The organism is Tardiphaga sp. vice304 (assembly GCF_007018905.1).
Classification (GTDB): Bacteria; Pseudomonadota; Alphaproteobacteria; order Rhizobiales; family Xanthobacteraceae; genus Tardiphaga.
Genome location: NZ_CP041402.1, coordinates 2,316,542 through 2,341,159 on the forward strand (window position 1 = coordinate 2,316,542; position 24,618 = coordinate 2,341,159).

Consider the following 24,618-nt stretch of genomic DNA (forward strand, 5'->3'; position numbering starts at 1 on the left):
TGCCCACCCTACGGATCAACCGCGCAGTTTGCGTACTACACTTCGCAACCCGACCGTTGCCGACTGCCGCAGCTTCAGCGCCGTGAACATCATCGCCGCCATTTGATCATCTTTGCGCAGCGGGATCAGCACGTCGCCGATCATCAGCCGGCCGCGCCAGATCGGGTCGATCATCGGATGGCCGGGGGCTGCGGTGGAATCGGCGCTGGCGATGGCGGGGTCGGCGCAGAGATGGCGGGTCAGGTCGAGGGTGAGCTGCACGCCTGGCGAGAATTTCGCAAAACGCTCGTCGATGCCGATCTTGAAATAGAACGCGCGGTCGAGATGCCGCAGCACGATCGCGGCCGCGACCGGCACGTTGCCTGCGTGCAGCGCGATGATCTCGCACTGGCCGGTGGCGGCCAGCGCCGGGACGGCGCGGCGGATGAAGGCGTTGTCGCCGGCATCCTGCGCCAGCGCCGTGCCGCGCTTGCCCTTCCAGCCGCCGGCCTCCAGCGCGAGAATGGTCTCCAGCGCCACGGCGATGTCGGCCGGTTCGCGCGCGACCGTGAAGCGGACCTCGCCCTGGTCGGCCAGCCTTGCGCGCTGGCGGCGCAATTCCTTCAGCTTCTTGGCGCCGAGCCCGTCGCGCAGCACGTCGTCGGCGTCCTGCGTCGCGTCGAGGCAGGCGCGCTGGCCCGATTGCAGCACGCGGGCCGCGAGGCCCTGCGCGTCGAGCACCGCGGTCAGCGCAGCCATCGCCGCGCCGTGCAGCGGGACGTCGCGCAGCAGCAGCGCGCGCGCGCCACTGTTGCGTGCTCGGTCGAGCAGGGCGCCCGCGGCCGCGCGGGTCTCGGTGCGGTCGAGCAGCGGCGTGGTCAGGGTGCCATAGGGCGAGGCGCTGACCAGGGCGGGCAGCGGCAGCCGCAAGGCGCGCCAGAACGACACTACCGGCAGCAGGCCAAGCAGGCGAGGCGCCGCCGCAGCCGACCACGCCGCCAGCGCCGCGGCGCCGGTGCGGCCGGTGGCACTGGCATTCACCGCCAGCTCCCAGTCCGGCAGATAATAGCCGTTCGGCTCGATGGCGCGGGCCGCCAGCGCGCGCCACGCCTCCGGCGCGACCGCCGTCAGCGCCGGCAGCGCCGTGCGGCGCCGGCCAACGGCTTCGTTCGTATCTTGCTCGATTGAACCTGTTTCCGTGTCCTGCACCACGTCCGTCCCCGCCGTGTCTCCTTGCAAGGTAACCGATATCGGCCGACATTCGGTGGCGGTCGCGGGAAATTCGATCAAAATAGGTAATCGGGGCTTACCGTGCCAGCCGGCCGGCTTGTCGCAAGGCGAACACATGGGGCTGGAAAGAAGGCGGGACGGCGCGCTATCAACAGCGTGGGAGGACGACGCGATGAAGCATGTGACGATCAGACTGGTGGCGGTGGCCGCGGTTGCCGCTACTATCCTGGCGATGCCGGCCTCGGCGCAGATGGGGGGCAAGCGCGGCGGCGGCGGTGGCGAGGCGCCGAAAGGCGACGACAAACCGAAGGTCGATGAAAAGGCCTACAAGGCGGCGATCGAACGGATTCCCGAGCCCAAGGAAAAATACGATCCGTGGGGCGTAGTGGCGCCGGCCCCGGCCGCGCCGGTCGCGAAGAAAAAATAACGACGCAGACTGCGTGCCGGTATGAACCCGGTGCGGGCCGGGCGCGACCGATACAGGCAGCGGCAGGCCGTCGCATGGCTGGCGACCGGACATGCTGGTCTGATGCTGCGGCGACTGTGACTGCACCGGCCGCCAATGGCCCTGGAAGGATCGCTCGATGGTTCGTTCTGTGCTTCGCCCCGCGCTTCTTGCCGCGGCCCTCCTGATCAACGCGCCGGCAGGGGCTGAAAACCGGATCGCGCTGGTGATCGGGCAATCCGCCTACCGCGCGGTGACGCCGCTGCCCAATCCGGTCAATGATGCCCGCGCGATGGCGCAGATGCTGGGCGACGCCGGCTTCGAGGTGCAATCGGCCTCCGACCTCGGCCAGAACGAATTGCGCGCGCGGATCGGCGCGTTTGCCGCATCCGTCGCCGAGAAGGGGCCGGACACGGTGTCGCTGGTGTTCTACGCCGGCCACGGGCTGCAGATCGACGGTGAGAACTATCTGGTGCCGGTCGATGTCGATCCGAAACGCGAGGCCGACATTCCGCTGCAGGCAGTGCGGCTGAACGACATCCTCAACACCCTCACATCGGTGCCATCCAGGACCCGCATCATCCTGCTCGATGCCTGCCGCAACAACCCGTTCCCCGGCATCAACAAGACTACCGGCCGCGGCCTCGCCCATGTCGACGTCAAGCTCGGCACTGCCGGCACGCTGCTGTCGTTCTCGACCTCGCCGGGCGCGGAAGCCGAGGACGGCAGCGGCGGCAACAGCCCCTATACCGCCGCGCTGCTGAAAGCCGGTCGTGAGCCGAACCTGGCGATCGAGGACGCCTTCAAGCGGGTGCGGCTCTCGGTCAACCTCGCCACCGAAGGCCGGCAGACGCCGTGGGAAAGTTCGTCGCTGGTCAGCGATTTTCGTTTCTTCGGCTCCAGCGTTGCGACCGCAGCAGTCGCGGATGCGAAGCCGTCTGATAGCAGCACGGCGTCCGACAGCAGAACGGCGGAGCCGAAAATTACCGAAGCCAAAGCTTCTGATGCGAAAGCTTCCGAAGCCAAAGCTTCCGAATCTATGGCGGCGGCGCCGAAGCCGGCGAAGCGCACGGCCGACGAATGGCGCCGCCAATTGCAGGGCAAGAAGGTGGAGCAGGCCAACGAGCTGATCGTCGCCGACGGGTCGGTCGAGGCCTATGAGGCCTTCGTCGCGCTGTATGCGCAGCCGCCGCTCGGCCCGCAGGCGCGCGAGTGGCTGGACCGGCACTACAAGATGGTAGCCTGGAATAATGCGGTGATTACCAACACCGCGTCATCCTACGCGGCGTTTCTCGCGAAATATCCCGACAGCGACCTGACGCCGACGGCGAAGAAGCTCGAGGATCGCACCCGCAATCGCACCACACCGGTCGCAGCAACCGGCTTGCAGCCGATCCCGGTGGCGCTGGCGGCGCCGGCTTGCCCGTGCGGCGCGCCGGGCGTGGCGCCGATCAAGGCGAATCTGGGCAAGCCCGCTCTGCCGAAGCCTGAGCCGAAGAAAAAGAAGCAGGCCGAACCCGACCGGCGCGCCGATCGCAGCCCGCCGCGGCTGCGCGAGATCGACGAGGTGGTGGTGGTCCGGCGCACGCCGGTCTATGCGCCGTCGCCGGGCATTTCGATCGGCGGTTACGGGTACCGCGGCGGATTCAACCGCGGCGGCGGCGGCTATAGCGGCAATAGCGGCGGCCGCGGGCGCTATTGATCAGGGCCGAAGCGGCGCGACGCGCCCCCCGGCGCTCCCTGATCGAGTTGTGTCCGGGCATTGCCAGCCCCGTGGCGCGGTTGGCGCGCGCGGGGGCGCAATGGTATAAGCTGGCAAAACCTGCTGGAGCCTTCGCATGACCCCCATGACCATCTTTCGCGCCGCGGTGATGCTCGCCGTCTTGTCCGGTCCGTTCGCGGTGCCTGTCTTCGCGCAGGCGCCGAACATCAATCTGATCCCGGAACTGAAGAGCAAGTCGCCGGAAGAGCGCGAACAGGACGCCATCGCCGACAAGGCCTATCGCGAGTCGCTGCGCAAGATTCCGAACGCCAAGGTCGATGCCGACCCGTGGGGCACCGTCCGCAACGACGCGCCGAAGACCGCGCCACCTGCCAAGCGCAGCAAGACCGGCACCGCCACCAACTGATCTGTTTTTCAACGTGCCGCGTGGCGCGGAAGTCTAGCCGGCTTCGGCCGGTGCGTCGTTCGGATAGGCCGGGCGATAGCGGCGCGGGAATTGCTCCGGCCACGACAGCGCGCTCTGGCCGGCCAGCGCATCGAGAAACAGTTGCGCGGCTTGCGCATGGGCGGCGCCCTCCGGCAGCCCGAGCCGCTTGGCGAGATCGCCGGGCAACTCGGCCGGCATTTCCCACCACGCCATCGCCGGTCCCCACCACCAGCCCGGCGCCGGCGAGCGTTCGTCTTCCGCCACCGCCATCCAGCGCTGATATTCCGCGATCAGGCGGTCGGACTGCAATCTGGCGGCGGGATGCATCGAGGCTCTCACAATTGGCGGGAGTGACAGAAGCGGACAGGCCGTCAACAAATGCCGCCCGGCACAACCATGAGCGAAAGTGGAGCGGTCGTCGGCCGGCTACCCGGCCTCCGAGGCGGGCGGGGCGCCATCGACCGGATTAAGCCCGGCCGCGGCCATCTCGCGTAACACCGGACAGTTTTGGCGGTCCGGCTCAATGGGACGGGCCAAGCGGCGGCACCTCGAACATTTCGCCGTCATCATCGTTCTCGACGACGATGACGCTGCCTGTGGTCTTTACGCTACGCGCCAGTTCGTCCATCAGGTCCCGCGCATAGGCCAGCGCCTTCTCGCGGTCGGCAAGGCGGATGCCGTCCTCATCCAGGACCGTGGCTCGGGCGGCGACGAGGTGAAAATAAAACAGGGGCACGGGCAACCCGAAGTGCAAGGGAGCGCCTCTGGCACTCTTGGTTGCCGAAAGGACTTCAATACCGCTAGATGAACTTATTTCAGCCGTCGATAGAAATGTGTCGAATTGGGGCAGGTGGATGGCTTTTATTAAGCCTGTCGCCTGCGGCAGGTTGCGACAGATCAAATCAGGCCGTTCTTCGCAAGAACATATTGCGAACATGGAACGAATGGTGTACGTTTATTCCAACAGATCGCCTGACCCCATTGTTTGTCCGCCGCGCGAATCCCGTTCATAAGGAGCTAGAGATGGCCTCGACCCCGACTGCCCTGCGTATCGTTGAAGGATCCTCCATGGACAAGACCAAGGCCCTGTCGGCCGCGCTGTCGCAGATCGAGCGCCAGTTCGGCAAGGGTTCGGTGATGAAGCTCGGCAAGAATGATCGCTCGATGGATATCGAGACGATCTCGTCGGGCTCGCTCGGTCTGGACATCGCGCTCGGCGTCGGCGGCCTGCCGCGCGGCCGGGTGGTCGAGATCTATGGGCCGGAATCCTCGGGCAAGACCACTTTGGCGCTGCACACGGTCGCCGAAGGCCAGAAGAAGGGCGGCATCTGCGCCTTCATCGACGCCGAACACGCGCTCGATCCGGTCTATGCCCGCAAGCTCGGCGTCAACATTGACGAGTTGCTGATCTCGCAGCCCGATACCGGCGAGCAGGCGCTGGAAATCTGCGACACGCTGGTGCGTTCCGGCGCGGTCGACGTGCTGGTGATCGATTCGGTCGCCGCTCTGGTGCCGCGCGCCGAGCTCGAAGGCGAGATGGGCGATGCGCTGCCCGGCCTGCAGGCCCGCTTGATGAGCCAGGCGCTGCGCAAGCTGACCGCCTCGATCAACAAGTCGAATACGATGGTGATCTTCATCAACCAGATCCGCATGAAGATCGGCGTGATGTATGGCTCGCCCGAAACCACCACCGGCGGTAATGCGCTGAAATTCTACGCCTCGGTCCGCCTCGACATCCGCCGCATCGGCGCGATCAAAGAGCGCGACGAGGTGGTCGGTAACCAGACCCGCGTCAAGGTCGTCAAGAACAAGCTGGCGCCGCCCTTCAAGCAGGTCGAATTCGACATCATGTATGGCGAAGGTGTCTCCAAGATGGGCGAGATCCTCGATCTCGGCGTCAAGGCCGGCATCATCGAAAAGTCCGGCGCCTGGTTCTCTTACGACAGCCAGCGTCTCGGCCAGGGCCGCGAGAATTCGAAAGCCTTCCTGAAGGCTAATCCGGATATGACCGCCAAGATCGAAGCCTCGATCCGCCAGAACTCCGGCCTGATTGCCGAACAGATTCTGGCCGGTTCGCCGGAGCGCGACGCCGAGGGCGAAGAGCCCACTGAAGACGAGTAATATTGGCGGAGCGTCTTTCGAGCGGCTCCGTTCGTGCAGTCAGCACATCGACTAGTTTGTGAGTTCGTCATGCCCGGCCTTGTGCCGGGCGTTGACGTTTTGGAGCTTCGACTTGGAGCTTTGACTTGGCGCTTTGGCATCGATAGCCGCGCCATCATTACTTCGGGGCGCCGTTCACCGCATGGCAAGCCACGCCTTCGATCAGCGCCGGCGCCACATTGCGGCACGGCGCGAACACTTCCGGGCAGCGCGGATGAAACGCGCAGCCGGATGGCGGGTCGATCGGATTGGGGATCTCGCCGGTCACCGCAATCCGGGGGCGTCCGGACATCGCCAGATCCGGCACCGCGCCGAGCAGCATTTTCGTGTACGGCATGCGCGGATGGCTGAACAATTCGCGGCCCTCCGCGATCTCGACGATACGGCCGAGATACATCACGCCGATCCGGCTCGCCATGTGGCGGACCACCGCAAGGTTGTGGCTGATGAACAGATAGGTCAGGCCGAACCGGTCCTGCAGGTCGCGCATCAGGTTCAGTATCTGCGCCTGCACCGAGACGTCGAGCGCCGAGGTCGGCTCGTCGCAGACGATGAAGTCCGCCTCGGATGCGAGTGCCCTCGCGATCGCGACGCGCTGGCGCTGGCCGCCGGAGAACTGGTGCGGAAACTTCGCCCCGTCATCGGGATGCAGCCCGACCAGCGTCAGCAACTCGCCGACCCGGCCGCGGATCTCGCGCTCGCCGCGTAACAGCTCGAACGCACGGATCGGCTCGGCGATGATGGCGTCGACCCGCATCCGCGGATTGAGGCTGGCATAGGGATCCTGAAAAATCATCTGGATGCGTCGGCGCAGCGCGCGCCGTGCGCCCGCCTGTCCGGGATCGCTCATCGAGACGCCGTCGATCAGCACGTCGCCGGAGGATGGCGGCAGCAGGCCGACGACCATCCGCGCCACCGTGGTCTTGCCGGAGCCGGATTCGCCGACCAGCGCAAAGGTCTCGCCGCGCGCGATCTCGAACGAGACGCCGTCGACCGCGCGCAAGAATTCCATTGGCGCGCCCTCGATCACGCGGTTGAGCCACGGCTTGGAGACGTCGAAGGCGCGCTTGAGGTCGCGGACCTGCACCAGCGCGCTCATGATACCGCCCCCGCATTCGCCGTGTCGTAGAGATGGCAGGCGACGCGCTGGCTGCCCACCGCGATCGGCTCCGGCCGCTCGATGCGGCAGCGGCCGAAAGCGAATGTGCAGCGCGGGTGGAAGGCGCAGCCATCGGGAATTGCGGAAAGCCGCGGCATCGCGCCATCGATCTGCACCAGGCGTTTCGAGGCATCGCCCGACAGGGTGGGGATCGCGCCCATAAGGCCCTTGGCATAGGGATGCAGCGGATTCTGCACGACGTCGCGCACCGGTCCGATCTCGGCGATGCGTCCGGAATACATCACCGCGACGCGGTCCGAGGTTTCGGCGATCACGCCCATGTCATGGGTCACCAGCATCACCGCCGTGCCGTGGTCGCGGCCGAGCCGTCGCAGCAGCGCGATGATCTGCGCCTGCACGGAGACGTCGAGCGCGGTGGTCGGTTCGTCGGCGATGATCAGCTCGGGCTCGGCGGCGATCGCCAGCGCGATCACCACGCGCTGCCGCATGCCGCCGGAAAATTCGTGAGGAAAAGCGTCGATGCGCTTGTCCGGCGCGGGAATGCCGACCTCGGCGAGCAGCTCGATCGCGCGCTTTCGCGCGGCGGTCTCGTTCAGGTTGAGATGCGTGCGGATGGTCTCGACCAGCTGGTCGCCGATCCGGTACAGCGGGTTGAGGCTGGTCAGCGGATCCTGGAAGATCATTCCGATCCGCTTGCCGCGAATCTTTCGCATTTCCTCCGGGGCGAGGTTATCGATGCGCAGGCCGGCGAGATAAATCTCGCCACCGGCGATGCGACCGGGCGGATCGATCAGCCCGATGGCGGCGAGCCCGGTCACCGACTTGCCGGCGCCGGATTCGCCGACCACGCCCAGCACTTCGCCCCGTGCGATATCGAACGACACGCCGTCGATGGCGCGCAACACGCCGCGGCGGCTGGCGAATTCGACGCGCAGATGACGGACGGAGAGCACGGGTTCGGTCATCGCAGCTTCGGATTCAGCGCGTCGCGCAGCCAGTCGCCCAACAGGTTGATCGACAGGATCAGCGACGCCAATGCGAGGCCGGGGAAGGCGATCACCCACCATTCGCCGGAGAACAGATAGTTGTTGCCGATCCGGATCAGCGTGCCCAGCGACGGCATGGTATCGGGCATGCCGGATCCCAGGAACGACAGCGTCGCCTCGGTGATGATGGCGAGCGCGAGGTTGATGGTCGCGATCACCAGGATCGGCCCCATCGTGTTGGGCAGCACATGGCGCAGCATGATGATTCGCGCCGGCAGCCCGATCAGTTGCGCCGCGGCGACATAGTCGCGGTTCTTCTCGACCATCACCGAGCCGCGCACGGTGCGGGCATATTGTACCCAGAAGCTCAGCCCGATCGCGACCACCAGCACCATAAGCGTGCCCATCGAGTCCAGCCGATTATTGAACACCGACTTGGCGACGCCGTCGATCAGGAGCGCGATCAGGATCGCCGGAAAGGTGAGCTGCACGTCGGCGATGCGCATGATCAGGCTGTCGACCCAGCCGCCGACATACCCCGCGATCAGCCCGAGCGAGATGCCCAGCACTGCGGCGAACACCACGCCGAGAATGCCGACGGCGAGCGAAATCCGCATGCCGTAGAGGATCGCGGAGAAAATATCGCGGCCCTGCTCGTCGGTGCCGAACAGGAACGGCCGCTGGCCGTCCGCCGTCCACAGCGGCGAGATCCGCGAATTGATCAGCTCGAGCTGGCGCGGATCGAACGGGTCCTGCGAGGACAAGAGAGGCGCAAACAGCGCCATCATGATCAGCAGTCCCGCGATCACGGCGGCGGCCATCGTCAGGCGCGATTGTTTGAACGAATGCCAGATGTCGCTGTCGATCGCGCGGGCGAACATGGAAGGTGAGGGGGCGGGGGCAGTTGCCGGGAGATCAGTCATGTGACGCTCGTTACCCCCGTGTCGTCCCCGCCTAGCGCGCCTTTGGCGCGCGCGGCGCGGGGACCCATAGCCGCTGTCGGCGTGTGGCTACACGGCGTATGCGGCGGAGTTTTAATTGAGGGGACGGAGGGTATGGGTCCCTGCTTTCGCAGGGACGACACGGAGTTTGTCGTTGACCGAATCCGCCTCATGCCGTCCTCCCCACGCTCGCCCGCAGCCGAGGATCGACGATAGTGTAGAGAATATCGACGATCAGATTGATGGTGACGAAGATCAGCGACACCACCAGGAGATACGCCGCCATGATCGGGATATCGACATTCTGTACCGCCTGCACGAAGAGGAGCCCCATGCCCGGCCACTGGAATACCGTCTCGGTGATGATCGCAAACGCGATCACCGAGCCGAACTGCAGGCCGGCCACGGTGATCACCGGCACCAGCGTGTTTTTCAGTGCGTGGCCGAAATGGATCGCGCGCGTGGTGAGGCCGCGCGCGCGCGCGAAGCGGATGTAGTCGGTGCGCAGCACTTCGAGCATCTCGGCGCGCACCAGCCGCATGATCAAGGTCATCTGGAACAGGCCGAGCGTGATCGACGGCAGGATCAGCGCCTTCAGCCCGGATAAGGTTAACAGACCGGTCGACCACCAGCGGAACTTCACGACGTCGCCGCGGCCGAACGACGGCAGCCAGCCGAGCGTGACGGCGAACAGGTAGATCAGCAGGATGCCGATCAGGAAGGTCGGCAGCGAGATGCCGATCAGCGACACCGCCTGCATCAGCTTGGCGAGAAACGAATCGCGGCGCAGCGCCGAGTAGATGCCCATCAGAATGCCGAACGTCATTGCCAGGACGGTGGCGCAGGTCGCCAGCTCCAGCGTCGCTGGCATGCGCTCCTGCAGCAGCGACGACACCGGCTGGCGAAACTGGTAGGAGACGCCGAACTTGAACTGCAGGGCGTTGCCGAAATAGCGCGCGAACTGCACGACGACGGGATCGTCGAGCCCGAGCGAGGCGCGGATTTCGGCACGCTGCGCCGGCGAGGTGTCGAGCGCGACCATCTGGTTCACGGGGTCGCCGGCAAAGCGGAACATCGAAAACGAGATGATTCCGACGGCGATCATCACCCCGATCGACTGCAGCGCGCGGCGCAGGATGAAAGCGAGCATGGGTTCCTTTCGCTTTCGCTTTTCTTCGTCATTGCGAGGAGCCCTTGCGACGAAGCAATCCAGTCTTCCTTCGCTTGTGGCCTTCTGGATTGCCGCGTCGCTTCGCTCCTCGCAATGACGGCTGCTATTATCGGAGCGACGCCTATTCCGTTTTCACGGCCCAGTAGGGCAGCACCTGGTTGTCCGGGCGCTGCACCAGCTTGATTTTCTTCGACACGCCCCAGGCCAGCGCCTGCTGGTGCAACGGGATGTAGGCAAAGTCCTTGCTGGCGATTTCGAAGCCGGCCTTGATCAGGAGGTCGCGCTTGGCGGTGTCGGTTTCCTGCAGCACCTGGTCGGTGAGCTTGTCGAACTCCTTGTTGCAGTAGCCGGCGACATTGGTGGCGCCGCGCGAACTCGCCGGATTGTCGCGGCAGCCCATGATGTCGAACATCACGTTGTGGGAATCCTGCGTGCCGGGCGTCCAGCCGAGCAAATAGAACGAGGTCTGGTAGCCGCCCGACTTGAAGATCTTGCCGAAGAACAGCGCCTTGGGCTGGGCGTTCAGCGTCACCTTGACGCCGATCCGGGACAGCATGCCGACCACCGCCTGGCAGATCGCGGCGTCGTTGACGTACCGGTCGTTCGGGCAATCCATGCCGAGCTCGAAGCCGTCGGGATAGCCGGCCTCGGCGAGCAGTTTCTTGGCGCCCTCGGCGTCGTACTTCGGCCGCGTGAAATCGCCGGACAGCTTGAACAAAGGCGGCGCGATCATCAGCGCTGACGGCGTCGACAGGCCGCGCATCACGCGGGTCTTGATCAGTTCGATGTCGATCGCCTTGTAGAAGGCTTCGCGGACTTTGATGTCCTTGAAGGGGTTCTTGCCCTTGACGTTGGAGACCAGCAGTTCGTCGCGGATCTGGTCCATGCCGAGGAAAATGGTGCGCAGCTCCGGCCCGGCGAGAACGCTGGCATTGGCTGAGCCGTTGACGCGGGCGATGTCCTGCACCGGCACCGGCTCGATCAGGTCGACCTCGCCGGACAGCAGCGCTGCGACGCGGGTTGCGTCCGAGGAGATCGGCGTGAACACGATTTCCTTCAGATTGTGCTCCGGCTTGCCCCACCAGTTCGGGTTGACCTTGAACACGGTCTTGACGCCGGGCTGGTGGCTTTCGATGACGAACGGCCCGGTGCCGTTGGCGTTCAGCGCAGCGAAGCTCGGCGAGGTCGCGGCTGCCGGCGTGGGCATCACGGCGTTGTTCGCCTCCGCCCACTTCTTGTCCATGATGTACCACACGTCCCATTGCGAGGTCAGAATGGGATTGGGCGAGGTCAGCACGAAATCGACGGTATGGTCGTCGATCTTGACCGCCTTGGCGTCGACCGGCACCACGGTCTGGAAATCCGATCCCTTGGCGCGGACGCGGTCGGCGGAGAAGATCACGTCGTCGGCGGTGAAAGGATCGCCATTGGCGAAGGTCACGTTCTTGCGCAGGTGGAAACGCCAGCGCGTCGGCTCCGGCGTTTCCCAGCTCTCGGCGAGGCCGGGAATGATCTCGAGGTTCTTGCCGCGCTTGACCAGGCCTTCATAGACCTGGCCGTGATGCGCGATGGTGGTGGTCTCGCGCAGCGTATAGGGATCGAGCGATTTGAGGTCGCCCTGGTTGGCGTAGCGCAAGGTCTGCGCCGACGCCGGTGCGCCGGCTGCGACAATCAGGGCGAAGGCGGCGAGACCAAGTTTGACGCACGTCTGACGAATGGACATCGAAAACGCTCTCCTGCGGCGGCTTGCGTGGTGTGCCGCACTTCGGTTGCATTGTCAGCAGAGTTCGTACGTCGCGCAAGCGTCATTTACCGGCGTGCACCGCCGCAAATCAGGGCAGCGTGGCGCAATCCTTGCTTCGCCGACGGAGCGCATGGGCGATATGCAACGTGGCTTCACGGTGCTGCCACGACGTCGCGCTAGGACGTTCGTGAAGCAACCAGTTCGGGGCAGGGATGACGGAATTGAAGGCGGATGTGCTGGTGCTCGGCGCCGGCATGGTGGGCGTGTCGGCGGCGCTGCATCTGCAGGCGCGCGGCCGCAACGTCGTGCTGGTCGATCGCAATGAGCGGGCCGGCGAAGAGACCAGCTATGGCAATGCCGGGCTGATCGAATGCGCCTCGGTATTCCCCTATATGTTTCCGCGCGATGCCGGCCAGATCCTGAAATACGCGATGAACCGGTCGCCCGACGTGCATTATCACCTCGACGCGCTGCCGGGCTTCCTGCCGTGGATGGTCCGCTATTTCCTCAATTCGTCGCCGCAAGGATCGCTGCGCAGCGCGCTCGCTGCACTGCCGCTGATCCAGCGCAGTTTGCAGGAACATCAGGCGCTGATCGAGGAAGCCGGCGTGCCGGAACTGCTGCGCCGCACCGGCTGGATCAAGCTGTTCCGTTCCGAAAAGACGATGGAGAAGAGCCTCGGCGAACTGGCGCGCGACCGCGACTACGGCATCGAGGGCCACGTACTGAACGCTGCTGCCATCGCCGACAAGGAACCCAACCTGTCCGGCGATTTTGCCGGCGCGATTCATTGGCCGACGCCGGGCTTCATTCCCGATCCCGGCGCGCTGGCAAAGGCCTATGCCAAACTGTTCATCCGCAAGGGCGGCCGTTTTCTCGCCGCCGACGCGCGAACCCTGACGCAGGGCGACGGCGGCTGGCGCGTCGCGGGCCCCGGCGGCGCGCTGGTCGCGCGCGACGCGGTGGTGGCGCTGGGTCCGTGGTCGGACGAGGTCTACCGGCCGCTCGGCTATGCCATCCCGATGATGACCAAGCGCGGTTATCACATCCATCTTTCGCCGTCCGGCAATGCGGTGCTGCATCACCCGGTGCTCGACACCGACAACGGTTACCTGCTGGCGCCGATGAACCGCGGCATCCGGCTGACCACCGGCGCCGAATTCGCCCGCCGCGACGCGCCGCCGACGCCTGTGCAGGTCGAACGCACGCTCCCCATTGCGCGAAAAATGTTTCCGCTCGGCGAACAGATCGAGCCGAAGCCGTGGATGGGATCGCGGCCGTGCCTGCCGGACATGCTGCCGGTGATTGGGCGGGCGCCTCGTCACAAGGGTCTGTGGTTCGATTTCGGCCACCAGCACCACGGCCTGACGCTGGGCCCGGTCAGCGGGCGTCTGCTGGCCGACATGGTGACGGGCGTCACGCCGTTCACCGATCCCAGTTCGTTCGCCGTCGAACGCTTCGGCTGATCCTTCGCAACCGCACGCGACCCGCTCGGCTTGCATCGGAGCTGCGACCGTGGCGATACTGCGCCGCCGCGCGTGTGCGTCGATTGAGGAGCGTTCGATGAAAGTAACCGTTGTCATGGACTGCACGCCTGAAGAGGCGCGGGCGTTCCTGGGCCTTCCCGACGTGCAGCCGATGCAGACCGCGATGATGGAGCAGTTGCAGGGGAAGATGATGGCCAACGTCGACAAGTTCTCCCCGGAATCGCTGATGCAGAGCTGGTTCACCTTCGATCCCAAGATGGGTGAGAAGTTCCAGGAGCTGTTCCTCAACATGGCGACCCTGGGGACGCGGCCCGCGGAGAAGAAGTAGCTCGCGCTTACGGCGGAGCCGTTCACCCTCCCCTGGAGGGGGAGGGTCGGTGCATCGCATGCGAAGCATGCTGTGCACCGGGCTGGGGTGACAGCGTTAGAGGATGACGTAAGCTCTTCACCCCATCGCACCGCCGTCACCCCACCCCGAGCGCGCCTGACGGCGCACTTCACCCTCCCCCTCCAGGGGAGGGTGAAGAGGAGCCCGCGATGATCGACATGCCGCCGCTGCATTTCGCCGAGGTCAACGGCATCCGGATGGGCTATTACGATTCCGGCCCGATCAGTGACACGCCGCCGATGTTGCTGTGCCACGGCTGGCCGGAGCTGGCGTTCTCCTGGCGGCACCAGATCAAGGCGCTGGCCGCGGCCGGCATTCGTGTCATCGCGCCGGACCAGCGCGGCTTCGGCGCGACCGACCGGCCCGAGCATGTCGAGGATTACGACATCGCACATCTCATCGCCGACCTCGTCGGGCTGCTCGATCATCTGCAGATCGACCGCGCGATCTTTGTCGGCCATGACTGGGGCGGCTTCGTGGTCTGGCAGATGCCGTTGCGCTACCCTGATCGCGTCGCCGGCGTGGTCGGCATCAACACGCCGCATCTAGCAAGGGCACCGGTCGATCCAATCGCGATCTATCGCAAGCGATTTGGCGACACGATGTACGTCGTCCAGTTCCAGGACTCGCAGGAGCCGGACCGGATCTTCGCGGAGAATGTCGCAACCACCTTCGAGGTGTTCATGCGCAAGCCGATGCCGCTGGCGCCCGGCGTCGCGGCGGCCAGGCCCAATCTGGCGTTCCCGCAACTGGTCGAGGCCTATGACGCGGCCAAGGACCGAAGGCTGCCGATCCTCACGGACGAAGAGAAGCAGGTGTTCGTCGAGACCTATACCGCAACGGGCTTCACCGGCGGCATCAACTGGTATCGCAACATCACGCGCAACTGGGAGCATTCCGCCGATCTCGACCACACCGTGCGTGTGCCGGCTCTGATGATCATGGCCGAGCACGACGCCGTGCTGCCGCCGTCGATGGCCGACGGCATGGAGAGGCTGGTACCGGATCTGGAGAAGCATCTGGTCCGCGACAGCGGCCACTGGACCCAGCAGGAAAAGCCCGACGAGGTCAGCGCGCTGCTGATCGCCTGGCGCCGTCGGCGATTTGGCTGAACCCCGTCACGCCGTATGCGTGGTCGACGATGGCGTCGATCACCTCTCTCCACATCGAGATCGGCAGCGCGTGGCCCATGCCGTCGATCATCAGCAGCTTCGCGCCGGGGATCGAGGCGGCGGTGTCGCGACCGCCGGCCGGGTGGACCAGGGGATCTACCTTGCCGTGGATCACCAAAGTCGGCGCGGTCACCGACGCCAGCCGTTCCTTGCGGCTGCCGGAGGCGAGGATGGCGCGCAACTGCCGGCTGACGCCGTCGGGCTCGAGGCCGCGGGCATAGGTGCGGTGCGCGCGGTCGAGATCGCGCGCCTCGTCTTCCGGGAAGCTGCCGACGCGCAGGAACAGCCAGGTCTGCTTGAAGCGCGCGACGAATTCTTCATAGCTCGTCGGCTGCTTCTGCAGCAATTGCACAGCGACGGCGCGGCCGGGCTGCGGCAGCCGCGGATGGCCGGTGGTCGACATGATCGAGACCAGCGAGCGCACCCGCTGCGGATGTTCGATCGCCAGTTCCTGCGCGATCATGCCGCCCATCGAGGCGCCGACGACATGCGCGGCCTCGATGCCGAGCGCGTCGAGCAGGCCGACGACGTCGGCCGCCATGTCCGAGAGCTTGTAGGGCGCGGCGACCGGCCGGCCGAAATAGCGCAGCTTTGCCAGTTCGAAAATCGTCAGCGGCTTGCCGCCCGCCATCTTGCTGGACAGGCCGATGTCGCGGTTGTCGAAGCGGATCACGCGAAAGCCGTTTGCTGCGATGTCGCGGCAGAACTCGTCGTCCCAGTGGATCATCTGGGCGCCGAGCCCCATGATCATCACCATCGGCTCGGCCCTGCTATCGCCGAAGCTGTCGTAGCACAGCTCGATACCATTGGCTGATACCAGCCGGGGCGGCTGGTAGGCGACGGTGGATGCGAGGGAATGTGCGGAGGGGCGGGCCATGTCAAACATATGACATGAGATTTCTGAAAAACGAAAGTGACAAGCGCGTCATCGCCCGCGCTTATCGCCGCAGCGGTGAACGGAGTGTTGTTAACTTCGAATTGTGACAGCGTTTATGACAGCGCTTTATGACATTGGAACCGAAGAGGTGACGCCCCGTCCTCTCCGGTCGTCCCCGCCTAGCGCGCCTTCGGCGCGCGCGGCGCGGGGACCCATAGCCTCTGTCCTCACAATCGAAGCGCGGCTTCTCGCCGAGTTACTTCGATCGCGCGCCGTCTTAATTCGGCGTGTATGGGTCCCCGCGTTCGCGGGGACGACGTGGAGATTGGATAATCTGTAGCGTTCAACATACCTAACCTTAGGCCCGCTGGTTTAGTTCACCTGCCGCTCCCTTCCTTCCCAATAGGGATCGCGCAGATGGCGCCGCAGGATCTTGCCGGATGCGTTGCGCGGCAATGCGGCGATGAAGTCGATCGACTTCGGCGACTTGAAACCGGCGATGCGCTCTTTGGTGAAGCCAATCAGTTCGGGCGCGCTGAGGCTCTTGCCGGGCTTCAATACCACCACCGCCTTGACGGCCTCGCCCCAGGTCTCGTCCGGGACGCCGACGACGGCGACTTCGGCGACATCGGGATGGTCGCAGATCGCGCTCTCGACTTCGGCGGGGTAGATGTTCTCGCCGCCGGAGATGATCATGTCCTTGATGCGGTCGTGAATGTAGAGAAAGCCGTCAGCGTCGAGATAGCCGGCGTCGCCGGTGCGCAGCCAGTTGTCGGCATCCAGCGTGCGCGCGGTGGCGTCCGGCTGGTTCCAGTAGCCCGCCATGTTGGAGCCCGAGCGCGTCGCGATCTCACCGACCTCGCCTGTCGGCAAGGGTCGGCCGTCGGCATCGAGGATCGCAATCTCGACGCCGGGCAGCGCGCGGCCGGCGGCGCGCATGCAGGCGCGGCCCTCGACATGGTCCTCCGGCGCCAGCACCACGATGGTGCCGGTGGTCTCGGTCATGCCGTACATCTGCACGAAGCCGCAGCCGAACACCTCGATGCATTCCCTCAGAAGCGCGGCGGGGATCGGCGAGGCGCCGTACAGGATGTAGCGCAGTTTCGAGAAATCCATCTCGCGGGCGCGCGGCTGCCGCACGATGAACTGCATCGCCGCCGGCACCAAAAACAGTTTCGAAATGCCATGCTGCGCGAAATCGTCGAGCACCTTGCCGGGATCGAACTCCCGCGCGATCACGCCCTTGGCGCCGTGGTACAGGCCGAACACCGCCCAGCCGATGCCGCCGATGTGGAACATCGGCATGGCCACCAGCGAGACGTCGTCCGCCGTCCACCGGTTCCAGTCCGGCGGGTCGTTTTCGGCGATGCGCAGCAGCGACAGGAAATTATCGTGCGTCAGCATCGCGCCTTTCGGCTTGCCGGTGGTGCCCGAGGTGTAGAGCTGGATCGCGATGTCATCGGTCGCAAGCGGCGTCATCGGGTCGGTGTCGCTTTGTGCGTCGCGCCAGCTACGGAAGTCCGGCCATTCCGAGGCGCCGCCTTCGGTGGTCATGACCACGCGCACATCGGGAATTTCCGGCACGAGGTCGCGCACCTGCTCGACGAATTCCGGGCCGACGAACAGCATCCGGGCCTGGCAGTCACGGATGATGAAGGCGATCTCGGGCGCGGCCAGCCGCCAGTTCACCGGCGCCATCACCACACCCGCCTTGATCGCGCCGAGCAGCAGCTCGAGGAAGACGTCGCTGTTCTTGCCGAGATAGGCGATGCGCTCGCGCGGTTTGATGCCTTGCGCGATCAGCCCGTTGGCCACACGGCTGGCATGTTCATCCAGCGTGGCGAAGGAAGTCGGGTGCCCCTCGAACACCAGCGCGGTGGACGGGCCCCGCAACTTCGCCTGAAGCCGGATGACATCGGCGAGCGTCGCCGCTTGTGAAACGCACATGGTCTCCCCCCTTGGTTTTATTAGTTGGGGAGAGTGTGAGGTGGTCCGTTCAACCTGACAAGGTGAGAAAGGTGCTGCGATGCGGCAAGGACGTCGCGTTGCCCCCTCACCCGGCGCTGCGCGCGCCGACCTCTCCCCGCCGGGGAGAGGTGGTTGAGCGTCGTTGCACCAATCAGGATTGTTCGTGCAATGACGCGCCGTTCACCTCTCCCCGCCGGGGAGAGGTCGACCCGGCAGAGCGAAGCGACGCCGGGGCGGGTGAGGGGGCTGAAGCGCAGCGGTTTTATAAACCGAAGGCCGCCTGCTACCCCCGTGCCGCCTTGTCCTTGTCGTTCTGCGCCTTGATGCTGTCGCGCGCGGCGGTCCAGTCGGCGTCGGACCATTCGCGGAGCTGATAGAAATTGCCGCCCATCGCGAGCGCCTGCGCGCCGTCCATCGCGATGGTCTCGCCCGAGATCCAGTCGCAGCCGCCGGAGATCAGGAACACCGCGAGGTTCTGCAATTCCTCCATCTTGCCGACCCGGCCCATCGGATTTTGCGCGCGGGTACGGGCGCCGGCCTCGTCGCCGGGCTTGATGCGCTTGCTCATGCCCTCGGTCGGGATCTCGCCGGGAGCAATCGTGTTGAGGCGGATGCCGTAGCGGCCCCATTCGGTCGCCAGCGACATCGTCATGGCGTGGATCGCCGACTTGCTCATGGTCGAGGGCACCACATAGGGGCTGCCGTTGCGCACCCACGTCACGGTGATCGACACCACGTTGCCGGGCGTCTTGCCGGCAATCCAGCGCTTGCCCACCGCATGCGTCACGTAGAACGTGCCGTGCATCACGATATTGGCCACCGCGTCGAAGCCGCGCGGCGTGAGGTCCTGGGTGCGGGCGATGAAATTGCCGGCGGCATTGTTGATCAGGTCGGTCAGCGGCTTCTCGGCAAAGATGCTCTCGATCATCGCATCGACCGCGGCGGCATCCGCGATGTTGACGCCGTGGCTGGTGACCTTGCCGCCATACTCCGCCATCAACTCGGTGGCGGTCTCGTCGCACACGCTCTTGCGGCGGCCGCAGATATGCACGTCGGCGCCGAGTTCGAGGAAGCGCGCCGCCATCGATTTGCCGAGGCCGGTGCCGCCGCCCGTCACCAGAATGTTTCGCCCTGCGAGAAGCTGTGCATTGAACATGGAAGTGTCCTGCTCTAAGAGGTTGCTGCCGGGTTAGTTAGGCGATTGACTAAATCCCGACAACGCTTTTCTGTGAAGCGAATAAAAACAAGTCTGGGGAGGAAACGCCCAATGCAAGATCGCGTCACCGTATCGATGGTGGACGGCGTCGCCGACGTCCGACTGAACCGCGCCGACAAGATGAATGCGCTCGATGTCGCGATGTTCGAGGCGCTGGTGGCGACCTCGGCGCGGCTTGCCGTGGAAAAGGGGCTGCGGGCGGTGGTGCTGTCGGGCGAGGGCCGGGCGTTCTGCGCCGGGCTCGACATGGGGCGCTTCGCGGCCATGAAGGCGCACGGCGGCGAGGGCATTCCAGGCGCGCCGAAGCGCGACCTCGCGGCGCGCACTCATGGCCTCGCCAATCATTCCCAGCAGGCGGTGTGGGGCTTTCGCCAACTGCCGGTGCCGGTGATCGCGGCGGTGCATGGCGTGGCGCTCGGCGGCGGCTTCCAGCTCGCCCTCGGCGCCGACCTGCGTTTTCTGGCGCCGGATGCGCGGATGTCGATCATGGAGATCAAATGGGGCCTGGTGCCGGACATGGCGGGCACGCCGATCCTGGCCTCCCTCGTGCGCGACGATATCCTGCGTGAGCTGACCTACACCGGCCGCGTGTTCTCGGCGCAGGAAGCGCTCAGCTACGGCCTCGCCACAAGGATCTGCGACGATCCGCATGCCGAAGCGATGGCGACCGCGCGCGACATCGCCGGCAAGAGCCCGGACGCGATCCGCGCCGCCAAGCGCATGCTCAACAATCTCTGCGTCGATCCCGGCCCGGCATTGCTCGCCGAATCCGTCGAGCAGGCCGCCCTGATGGGCCAGCCCAACCAACTCGAGGCCGTCCGCGCCAATATCGAAAAGCGCGCGCCGAACTTTGTGGACTGAACGCTGCGCCCTCCGCCGTCATTGCGAGGTCAGGGAAAGCCAGTTGGCTTTCCCCTTGCGAAGCGACGCGGCAATCCAGAGCCACAAACTCGGCAAGGACTGGATTGCTTCGTCGCAAGGGCTCCTCGCAATGACGGGGAGAGGCTGTATCAAAAATAACAAACTGGAGACGTCCATGACCTCCAATCTCTTCAAAGGCGTCATGTCAGGCGAGCGGCGGCGCGGGTTCGATGCGATCAACGAGCGCGCTGCGCGCATCGCCGGCGGTCTGCACCGGCAGGGCGTCAAGCCCGGCGACAGCGTCTGCATATTGATGCGCAACGACATCGCGTTTCTCGAAGCCGCCTATGCGGTGATGCAGCTCGGCGCCTATGCGGTGCCGGTGAACTGGCACTTCAAGCCGGAGGAGATCAGTTACGTCATCAAGGACTCCGGCACGAACATCCTGATCGGCCATGCCGACATGCTGCACCAGCTGCGCGAGGCGATCCCCGAGGGCATCATCACACTCAGCGTCGCGCTGCCGGCTGAAATTCTCGCGAACTACAAGATCGATCCGGCGCACACCGGCACGCCCGACGGCGCGATCGATCTGGAAACGTGGCTGCAAGAGCAGGCGCCGTATGACGGGCCGAAGCAGCCGCAGCCGCACAACATGATCTACACGTCGGGCACCACCGGCCACCCCAAGGGTGTCCGACGTTTCGCGCCGACGCCGGAGCAGGCGGCATCGACCGACGCGATGCGCGCCCGCGTCTATGGCCTCAAGCCTGGTTCGCGCGCGCTGCTGCCGGGGCCGCTGTATCACTCCGCGCCAAATGCGTTCGGGCTGCGCGCCGGCCGGCTCGGCGGCGCGCAGGTCTTGATGCCGCGCTTCGAGCCGGAGGAATTTCTGCGCATCATCGACGAGCAGCAGATCGACACGGTGTTCATGGTGCCGACCATGTTCATCCGGCTGATGAAGCTGCCGCATCACACCCGCGGCAAATACGACATGTCGTCGCTGCGCCATGTCATCCATGCCGCAGCCCCGTGCCCGGCCGACGTCAAGCGCGCGATGATCGACTGGTGGGGCCCGGTGATCCACGAATTCTACGGCTCGACGGAATCCGGCGCGGTGACCTTCGCCACCTCCGAGGATTCGCTGAAAAAGCCCGGCACGGTCGGCCGCATCGCTGATGGCGCCGAACTGCGCTTCCTCGACGATGACGGCCATATACTGCCGCAGGGCGAGATCGGCGAGATCTATTCGCGGATATCCGGCAATCCGGATTTCACCTATCACAACAAGCCCGACAAGCGCGGCGAGATCGAGCGCGACGGCTTCATCACCTCGGGCGACGTCGGCTATATCGACGAAGACGGCTACGTCTTCATCTGCGACCGCAAGCGCGACATGGTGATCTCCGGCGGCGTCAACATCTACCCCGCCGAAATCGAATCCGCGCTGCACGCCGTCGCCGGCGTGCATGATTGCGCGGTGTTCGGCGTGCCCGACGAGGAATTCGGCGAGGCGCTGATGGCGGTGATCGAGCCGCAGCCCGGCGTGGTGCTGGATCTGGCTTTGGTCCGCGCCGAGCTGAAAAAGGCGCTGGCGGACTACAAGGTGCCGCGGCTGATCGTGATCCAGGCAAATTTGCCGCGCGAAGATTCCGGCAAGATATTCAAGCGCCGTCTGCGCGATCCGTATTGGGCGAAGGCGGGACGGGCGATCTGAGGCGCTGCCGTAGCGACGTTCAAACGCCGGGGGCTTTGGGCAGGCCGCTCCGCAGCCCGTTGACCAGCGCGCCGAGGGTGGCGGCCCGCAGTTTCTCGAAACCCGGTTCGGCGGCGAGTTGACCCGCGAGCTGCAAGACGATCAGCCCGTGCAGGCTGGCCCAGAATACATGCCCGATGATCTCCGGCTCGCCGGTTAGGAAGCCGCCCCTGACCAAATCTTCGACATGGCGGGTCATGGTTCCGCGCGCCTGCTCGATGGCGGAATCGAGCTCCGGATATCGGCCGCGCTCCACCGGCGCCATGTCGAACATCAGGCGATAGAGATGCGGATGGGCGAAGGCGAAGGCGACATAGGCGTCACCGACGGCGCGCGAATGCGCAACGGTGTCGCCCGGCGCCGAACGCGGCGCCTCGAGCTCGGCGGCAAAGCGCCGGAACGCCGCGGCGCGAACGGCGGCGATGATGTCGACCTTGTCCTTGAAGTAGCGGTAGGGGAGCATCGGGCTGCAGCCGGCTTCGGCGGCGAGGTCGCGCATGGTGAAGTCCGGCCCGCCACGGCGCAGGATCAGATTCTCCGCCGCCGCGCATAGCCGTTGCTTGAAGTCGTCGACTTCCGATCGGGAAAGCGCCCGCGGCATCCCACCTCCAGAAAACCATCTGGTCTCCTGATACGCTGATTCCTGTTATTTACAATGTAAATTTACAATGTATATTGAGGCCGATCGGCAACCCGGAGATCGACCATGAAGACCTTTCTGTTGGCGCATGCGGCTTTGCTGGCCCTTCCCATCTATGCCGTCGGCATCTGGCTCGGATGGCCGTTGGCCGGTGCCGTTGCGGGCCTCGCCTATGCGATGGCGTGGAGCGCGCTTTGGCACCGGGGCAAGCTACCGCCGGTGTTCGAAATCGCGGCGATTATCGGGCTCGCGGTGGTGGCGCTGGGGCAGGCGCTCGGTCTGTCCACACTGATGGGGAATTCGACCTCTCTGCTGCTGTTGGCGCTCGGCATCGGCGCGACCGCCAGCGTGGTGATCGGGCGGCCCTGGACCGCCGAATTTTCCGCTGGTGAATATGAGGGCGCGGCGGCCACGCCGCTGTTCAAGTCCGTCAACATGACGATCTCGGCGATGTGGGCCGTGCTGTTCGGCTGGATGGCGCTGGCCAATTTTGTCGGCATGCCGGCGCTGGCGCACTGGCTGCCGGTGGCGGCGGGCGGCGTGGCGTCGGTCCTGTTGCCAAAGATACTGGTGCGGCGCGCCTTGACGGCGATGGCCAAAGGCGACCAACGCAACAACTGGCCGGCGCCGGATTTTGCCGGCGCGACGCTTGCTGCGGCGGAGGACGACGAGACTTGCGACGTGGCCATCATCGGCGCCGGCATCGGCGGCCTGACCGCCGCCGCGCTGTTGGCTGATTCCGGGCTGAAGGTTATCGTCTGCGAGCAGCATGTCGTGCCCGGCGGCTTCGCGCATAACTGGCTGCGCGTTGCTAGGGAACGCGATGCGGCCAGCCACGACAAACTGGTGTTCCGGTTCGACTCCGGTGTGCACGACGTCTCCGGCTGGCAGCCGGGCGGCCCGGTGCGCTCCGTGTTCGAGCGTCTCGGCATCGCCAATGATGTTGCCTGGAAGCGTCTCGATCATCGCTACGTGCTGGACGGCAAGACCATCGACGTGCCGCGCGACTGGCGCCTCTATGCGAAGATGATCGGCGAGCAATATCCGGCAGAGGCGTCCGGCATTGCCGCGCTGTTCGAGGATATTTTCACCGTGTTCACGTCGATGTATTCGACGGGCGCCGCGCGCGGCGGCATTCCCGGCATGCCAGCCGATCCCGACGCATTGCTCGGCTTTGCCAGGGCCCATCCGCTGGCAGTGGCGTGGATGAGACGCCCGTGGCACGACTTCGTCGCGCGCCATGTCACGGACGCCGGAGCCAGGGAATGGATCTCGGCGCTCGGCGGCTACATCACCGACGACACCGCCACGGCGACGGTCGCCGACATGGTCCCGATTTTCGGCTATTACTTCAACGGCGGCTACTATCCGGAAGGCGGCTCCGGAGCGATGGCCGAAAGCCTCGCGCGCGCGATCGAGCAACGCGGCGGCCGGGTTCATCTGCGCACGCCCGTCGTCAGGATCACCACAGCCGATGGGGCGGCGACCGGCCTGCTGGTGCAGGATTTCCGCGGCAGGTCGCGGCGCATCGCCGCGAAAGCGGTGGTGTGCAACGCCGATGCCCGCGAGGCCGTCACCCGGCTGCTGGACGACCAGTCAATCGCGCGGACACTCGAATCGCAGGTCGGTCCCTTGCTGCCGGCATGCTCCGCCATCGGCATCTCCCTCGGCCTGCGCGGGTCGCTGCACCTGCCGGCGGTGGTGCATGTGGTGACGCCGGACGGCATGGCGGGCATGGTCGTGCCGTCCGCCGTCGATCCCTACTGCGCGCCGCCCGGACATTCGGTCGTAGAAATCATCGAACTGATCAGCCATGACGAGGCGCGCTCGTGGTTTCCGCCCGATGGCACCGCCGCGGACCAGCTCGACTCGTTCCGCCAGTCGCCGGACTATCTCGCCCGCAAGACGTTGATGGGCGATCGCCTGATCGCCCGCGTGCGCGCGGTGATCCCCGATATCGATGCGCGCATCGTCTATCGTTCGGAATCCAGCCCTGCCACCTATCACCGCTATGCCTGGACCAATGCTGGTGCGATCTACGGCGTGACCGGGAAGACGGGGCGGCTGCCGGTGAAGATGCCGCTGCGAAATCTCGTGGTGGCAGGTGCGGCGACGCATGGACCGGGCATCGAGGCCGTGGTGATTTCGGGAGCCTGCGCCGCCGAGGCCTTGTGCAAAGGCCTGCTCGCGGCGCAGCCGGCCAAGCCGGCGATCGAGGCACAAGCGTGGCCGCCGCCTAGATCAGCCGGCAACGGGTCGCCGGAAGCCGGGCGGCCCGCGGATTGCATCGGATCTTGCACCGCCGCAGAAAACTTGCGACCAACAGC

At 65.6% G+C, this 24,618-nt stretch carries 21 protein-coding genes and 1 pseudogene; 10 read left to right on the plus strand and 12 right to left on the minus strand.

Annotated elements, in window-relative coordinates; translation table 11 throughout:
• Positions 1–15 precede the first annotated feature (15 nt).
• Positions 16–1,164 carry a GNAT family N-acetyltransferase gene (locus FNL56_RS11010; RefSeq protein ID WP_246660991.1) on the minus strand — a complete coding sequence of 383 codons (1,149 nt, stop codon included), beginning with the start codon at positions 1,162–1,164 and terminating at the stop codon, positions 16–18.
• A 217-nt stretch (positions 1,165–1,381) separates the two neighbouring features.
• Between FNL56_RS11010 and FNL56_RS11015 the strand changes: the two genes are divergently transcribed.
• The 3 genes from FNL56_RS11015 to FNL56_RS11025 all read left to right on the plus strand — a co-directional run bounded on the left by FNL56_RS11015 (position 1,382) and on the right by FNL56_RS11025 (position 3,783).
• Positions 1,382–1,636, plus strand: coding sequence for a hypothetical protein (locus FNL56_RS11015; RefSeq protein WP_441351282.1), 255 nt, complete (start codon positions 1,382–1,384; stop codon positions 1,634–1,636).
• A 157-nt stretch (positions 1,637–1,793) separates the two neighbouring features.
• A complete protein-coding gene (locus tag FNL56_RS11020; protein ID WP_143577821.1) occupies positions 1,794–3,356 on the plus strand; it encodes a caspase family protein in 1,563 nt (520 codons plus the stop codon).
• A 136-nt stretch (positions 3,357–3,492) separates the two neighbouring features.
• Positions 3,493–3,783: a hypothetical protein gene (locus FNL56_RS11025; protein WP_368039341.1), complete on the plus strand. Its 291-nt coding sequence runs from the start codon at positions 3,493–3,495 to the stop codon at positions 3,781–3,783.
• Positions 3,784–3,816: 33 nt separating this feature from the next.
• Here the strand turns inward: FNL56_RS11025 and FNL56_RS11030 are convergent, their stop codons facing one another.
• Both FNL56_RS11030 and FNL56_RS11035 read right to left on the minus strand, forming a co-directional pair.
• Positions 3,817–4,131, minus strand: coding sequence for a hypothetical protein (locus FNL56_RS11030; protein ID WP_143572752.1), 315 nt, complete (start codon positions 4,129–4,131; stop codon positions 3,817–3,819).
• A gap of 193 nt (positions 4,132–4,324) precedes the next feature.
• Complete coding sequence (locus FNL56_RS11035; protein WP_143577822.1) at positions 4,325–4,540, minus strand: DUF6894 family protein; 216 nt, start codon at positions 4,538–4,540, stop codon at positions 4,325–4,327.
• A gap of 287 nt (positions 4,541–4,827) precedes the next feature.
• Between FNL56_RS11035 and recA the strand changes: the two genes are divergently transcribed.
• Positions 4,828–5,925 carry a recombinase RecA gene (gene recA / locus FNL56_RS11040; protein WP_143572754.1) on the plus strand — a complete coding sequence of 366 codons (1,098 nt, stop codon included), beginning with the start codon at positions 4,828–4,830 and terminating at the stop codon, positions 5,923–5,925.
• Positions 5,926–6,082: 157 nt separating this feature from the next.
• Here the strand turns inward: recA and FNL56_RS11045 are convergent, their stop codons facing one another.
• From FNL56_RS11045 to FNL56_RS11065, 5 genes are all read right to left on the minus strand, one after another.
• The gene (locus FNL56_RS11045; RefSeq protein WP_143577823.1) at positions 6,083–7,063 is read right to left on the minus strand and encodes an ABC transporter ATP-binding protein; all 981 of its coding nucleotides are present in this window, start codon (positions 7,061–7,063) and stop codon (positions 6,083–6,085) included.
• On the minus strand, positions 7,060–8,049 hold the full coding sequence (locus FNL56_RS11050; RefSeq protein WP_143572756.1) for an ABC transporter ATP-binding protein: 990 nt from the start codon (positions 8,047–8,049) through the stop codon (positions 7,060–7,062). Before FNL56_RS11050 ends, FNL56_RS11045 begins: the two co-directional genes overlap by 4 nt.
• Positions 8,046–8,993: an ABC transporter permease gene (locus tag FNL56_RS11055; RefSeq protein WP_143572757.1), complete on the minus strand. Its 948-nt coding sequence runs from the start codon at positions 8,991–8,993 to the stop codon at positions 8,046–8,048. The genes FNL56_RS11050 and FNL56_RS11055 overlap by 4 nt, the downstream gene beginning before the upstream one ends.
• A gap of 187 nt (positions 8,994–9,180) precedes the next feature.
• Positions 9,181–10,161 (minus strand): ABC transporter permease, encoded by a 981-nt coding sequence (locus tag FNL56_RS11060; RefSeq protein WP_143572758.1) that lies wholly within the window; start codon positions 10,159–10,161, stop codon positions 9,181–9,183.
• Positions 10,162–10,303: 142 nt separating this feature from the next.
• Positions 10,304–11,905 carry an ABC transporter substrate-binding protein gene (locus FNL56_RS11065; protein WP_143572759.1) on the minus strand — a complete coding sequence of 534 codons (1,602 nt, stop codon included), beginning with the start codon at positions 11,903–11,905 and terminating at the stop codon, positions 10,304–10,306.
• Between the two features lie 233 nt (positions 11,906–12,138).
• On the opposite strand from FNL56_RS11065, the gene FNL56_RS11070 reads away from it, so the two are divergent.
• The 3 genes from FNL56_RS11070 (at position 12,139) to FNL56_RS11080 (ending at position 14,913) form a co-directional block, all read left to right on the plus strand.
• Complete coding sequence (locus tag FNL56_RS11070) at positions 12,139–13,392, plus strand: FAD-dependent oxidoreductase (protein WP_143572760.1); 1,254 nt, start codon at positions 12,139–12,141, stop codon at positions 13,390–13,392.
• 97 nt (positions 13,393–13,489) lie between these two features.
• A complete protein-coding gene (locus FNL56_RS11075; protein WP_143572761.1) occupies positions 13,490–13,741 on the plus strand; it encodes a DUF6489 family protein in 252 nt (83 codons plus the stop codon).
• 209 nt (positions 13,742–13,950) lie between these two features.
• Positions 13,951–14,913, plus strand: a complete 963-nt coding sequence (locus tag FNL56_RS11080; RefSeq protein WP_143572762.1) for an alpha/beta fold hydrolase — start codon at positions 13,951–13,953, stop codon at positions 14,911–14,913.
• Here FNL56_RS11080 and FNL56_RS11085 read toward each other — a convergent pair.
• From FNL56_RS11085 to FNL56_RS11095, 3 genes are all read right to left on the minus strand, one after another.
• The gene (locus FNL56_RS11085; RefSeq protein WP_143576125.1) at positions 14,870–15,850 is read right to left on the minus strand and encodes an alpha/beta hydrolase; all 981 of its coding nucleotides are present in this window, start codon (positions 15,848–15,850) and stop codon (positions 14,870–14,872) included. The two genes, FNL56_RS11080 and FNL56_RS11085, sit on opposite strands and share 44 nt — an antisense overlap.
• Before the next feature lie 372 nt (positions 15,851–16,222).
• The gene (locus tag FNL56_RS11090) at positions 16,223–17,797 is read right to left on the minus strand and encodes a fatty acid--CoA ligase (RefSeq protein WP_143572763.1); all 1,575 of its coding nucleotides are present in this window, start codon (positions 17,795–17,797) and stop codon (positions 16,223–16,225) included.
• 304 nt (positions 17,798–18,101) lie between these two features.
• On the minus strand, positions 18,102–18,974 hold the full coding sequence (locus tag FNL56_RS11095; protein WP_143572764.1) for an SDR family oxidoreductase: 873 nt from the start codon (positions 18,972–18,974) through the stop codon (positions 18,102–18,104).
• 111 nt (positions 18,975–19,085) lie between these two features.
• Here FNL56_RS11095 and FNL56_RS11100 point away from each other — a divergent pair, with 111 nt between their 5' ends.
• A complete protein-coding gene (locus FNL56_RS11100) occupies positions 19,086–19,895 on the plus strand; it encodes a crotonase/enoyl-CoA hydratase family protein (RefSeq protein WP_143572765.1) in 810 nt (269 codons plus the stop codon).
• Between the two features lie 175 nt (positions 19,896–20,070).
• Entirely contained in the window at positions 20,071–21,612 is a 1,542-nt protein-coding gene (locus tag FNL56_RS11105) for an acyl-CoA synthetase (protein WP_143572766.1), read from the plus strand.
• Positions 21,613–21,631: 19 nt separating this feature from the next.
• Here the strand turns inward: FNL56_RS11105 and FNL56_RS11110 are convergent, their stop codons facing one another.
• Positions 21,632–22,252 carry a TetR/AcrR family transcriptional regulator gene (locus tag FNL56_RS11110; RefSeq protein ID WP_143572767.1) on the minus strand — a complete coding sequence of 207 codons (621 nt, stop codon included), beginning with the start codon at positions 22,250–22,252 and terminating at the stop codon, positions 21,632–21,634.
• A 630-nt stretch (positions 22,253–22,882) separates the two neighbouring features.
• Here FNL56_RS11110 and FNL56_RS28370 point away from each other — a divergent pair.
• Positions 22,883–24,451, plus strand: a pseudogene (locus tag FNL56_RS28370) (phytoene desaturase family protein); the annotation flags it as partial.
• Positions 24,452–24,618: the final 167 nt, after the last annotated feature.

Excerpts from the sequence above, each read along its gene's own strand:
- FNL56_RS11060 (WP_143572758.1), bottom strand. The coding sequence starts at position 10,161 with ATGCTCGCTTTCATCCTGCGCCGCGCGCTGCAGTCGATCGGGGTGATG.
- FNL56_RS11045 (WP_143577823.1), bottom strand. The coding sequence starts at position 7,063 with ATGAGCGCGCTGGTGCAGGTCCGCGACCTCAAGCGCGCCTTCGACGTC.
- FNL56_RS11070 (WP_143572760.1), top strand. The coding sequence starts at position 12,139 with ATGACGGAATTGAAGGCGGATGTGCTGGTGCTCGGCGCCGGCATGGTG.
- FNL56_RS11025 (WP_368039341.1), top strand. The coding sequence starts at position 3,493 with ATGACCCCCATGACCATCTTTCGCGCCGCGGTGATGCTCGCCGTCTTG.
- FNL56_RS11050 (WP_143572756.1), bottom strand. The coding sequence starts at position 8,049 with ATGACCGAACCCGTGCTCTCCGTCCGTCATCTGCGCGTCGAATTCGCC.
- FNL56_RS11080 (WP_143572762.1), top strand. The coding sequence starts at position 13,951 with ATGATCGACATGCCGCCGCTGCATTTCGCCGAGGTCAACGGCATCCGG.
- FNL56_RS11015 (WP_441351282.1), top strand. The coding sequence starts at position 1,382 with ATGAAGCATGTGACGATCAGACTGGTGGCGGTGGCCGCGGTTGCCGCT.
- FNL56_RS11090 (WP_143572763.1), bottom strand. The coding sequence starts at position 17,797 with ATGTGCGTTTCACAAGCGGCGACGCTCGCCGATGTCATCCGGCTTCAG.
- FNL56_RS11095 (WP_143572764.1), bottom strand. The coding sequence starts at position 18,974 with ATGTTCAATGCACAGCTTCTCGCAGGGCGAAACATTCTGGTGACGGGC.
- FNL56_RS11110 (WP_143572767.1), bottom strand. The coding sequence starts at position 22,252 with ATGCCGCGGGCGCTTTCCCGATCGGAAGTCGACGACTTCAAGCAACGG.
- FNL56_RS11100 (WP_143572765.1), top strand. The coding sequence starts at position 19,086 with ATGCAAGATCGCGTCACCGTATCGATGGTGGACGGCGTCGCCGACGTC.
- FNL56_RS11105 (WP_143572766.1), top strand. The coding sequence starts at position 20,071 with ATGACCTCCAATCTCTTCAAAGGCGTCATGTCAGGCGAGCGGCGGCGC.
- FNL56_RS11055 (WP_143572757.1), bottom strand. The coding sequence starts at position 8,993 with ATGACTGATCTCCCGGCAACTGCCCCCGCCCCCTCACCTTCCATGTTC.
- FNL56_RS11030 (WP_143572752.1), bottom strand. The coding sequence starts at position 4,131 with ATGCATCCCGCCGCCAGATTGCAGTCCGACCGCCTGATCGCGGAATAT.
- recA (WP_143572754.1), top strand. The coding sequence starts at position 4,828 with ATGGCCTCGACCCCGACTGCCCTGCGTATCGTTGAAGGATCCTCCATG.
- FNL56_RS11085 (WP_143576125.1), bottom strand. The coding sequence starts at position 15,850 with ATGGCCCGCCCCTCCGCACATTCCCTCGCATCCACCGTCGCCTACCAG.
- FNL56_RS11065 (WP_143572759.1), bottom strand. The coding sequence starts at position 11,905 with ATGTCCATTCGTCAGACGTGCGTCAAACTTGGTCTCGCCGCCTTCGCC.
- FNL56_RS11075 (WP_143572761.1), top strand. The coding sequence starts at position 13,490 with ATGAAAGTAACCGTTGTCATGGACTGCACGCCTGAAGAGGCGCGGGCG.
- FNL56_RS11020 (WP_143577821.1), top strand. The coding sequence starts at position 1,794 with ATGGTTCGTTCTGTGCTTCGCCCCGCGCTTCTTGCCGCGGCCCTCCTG.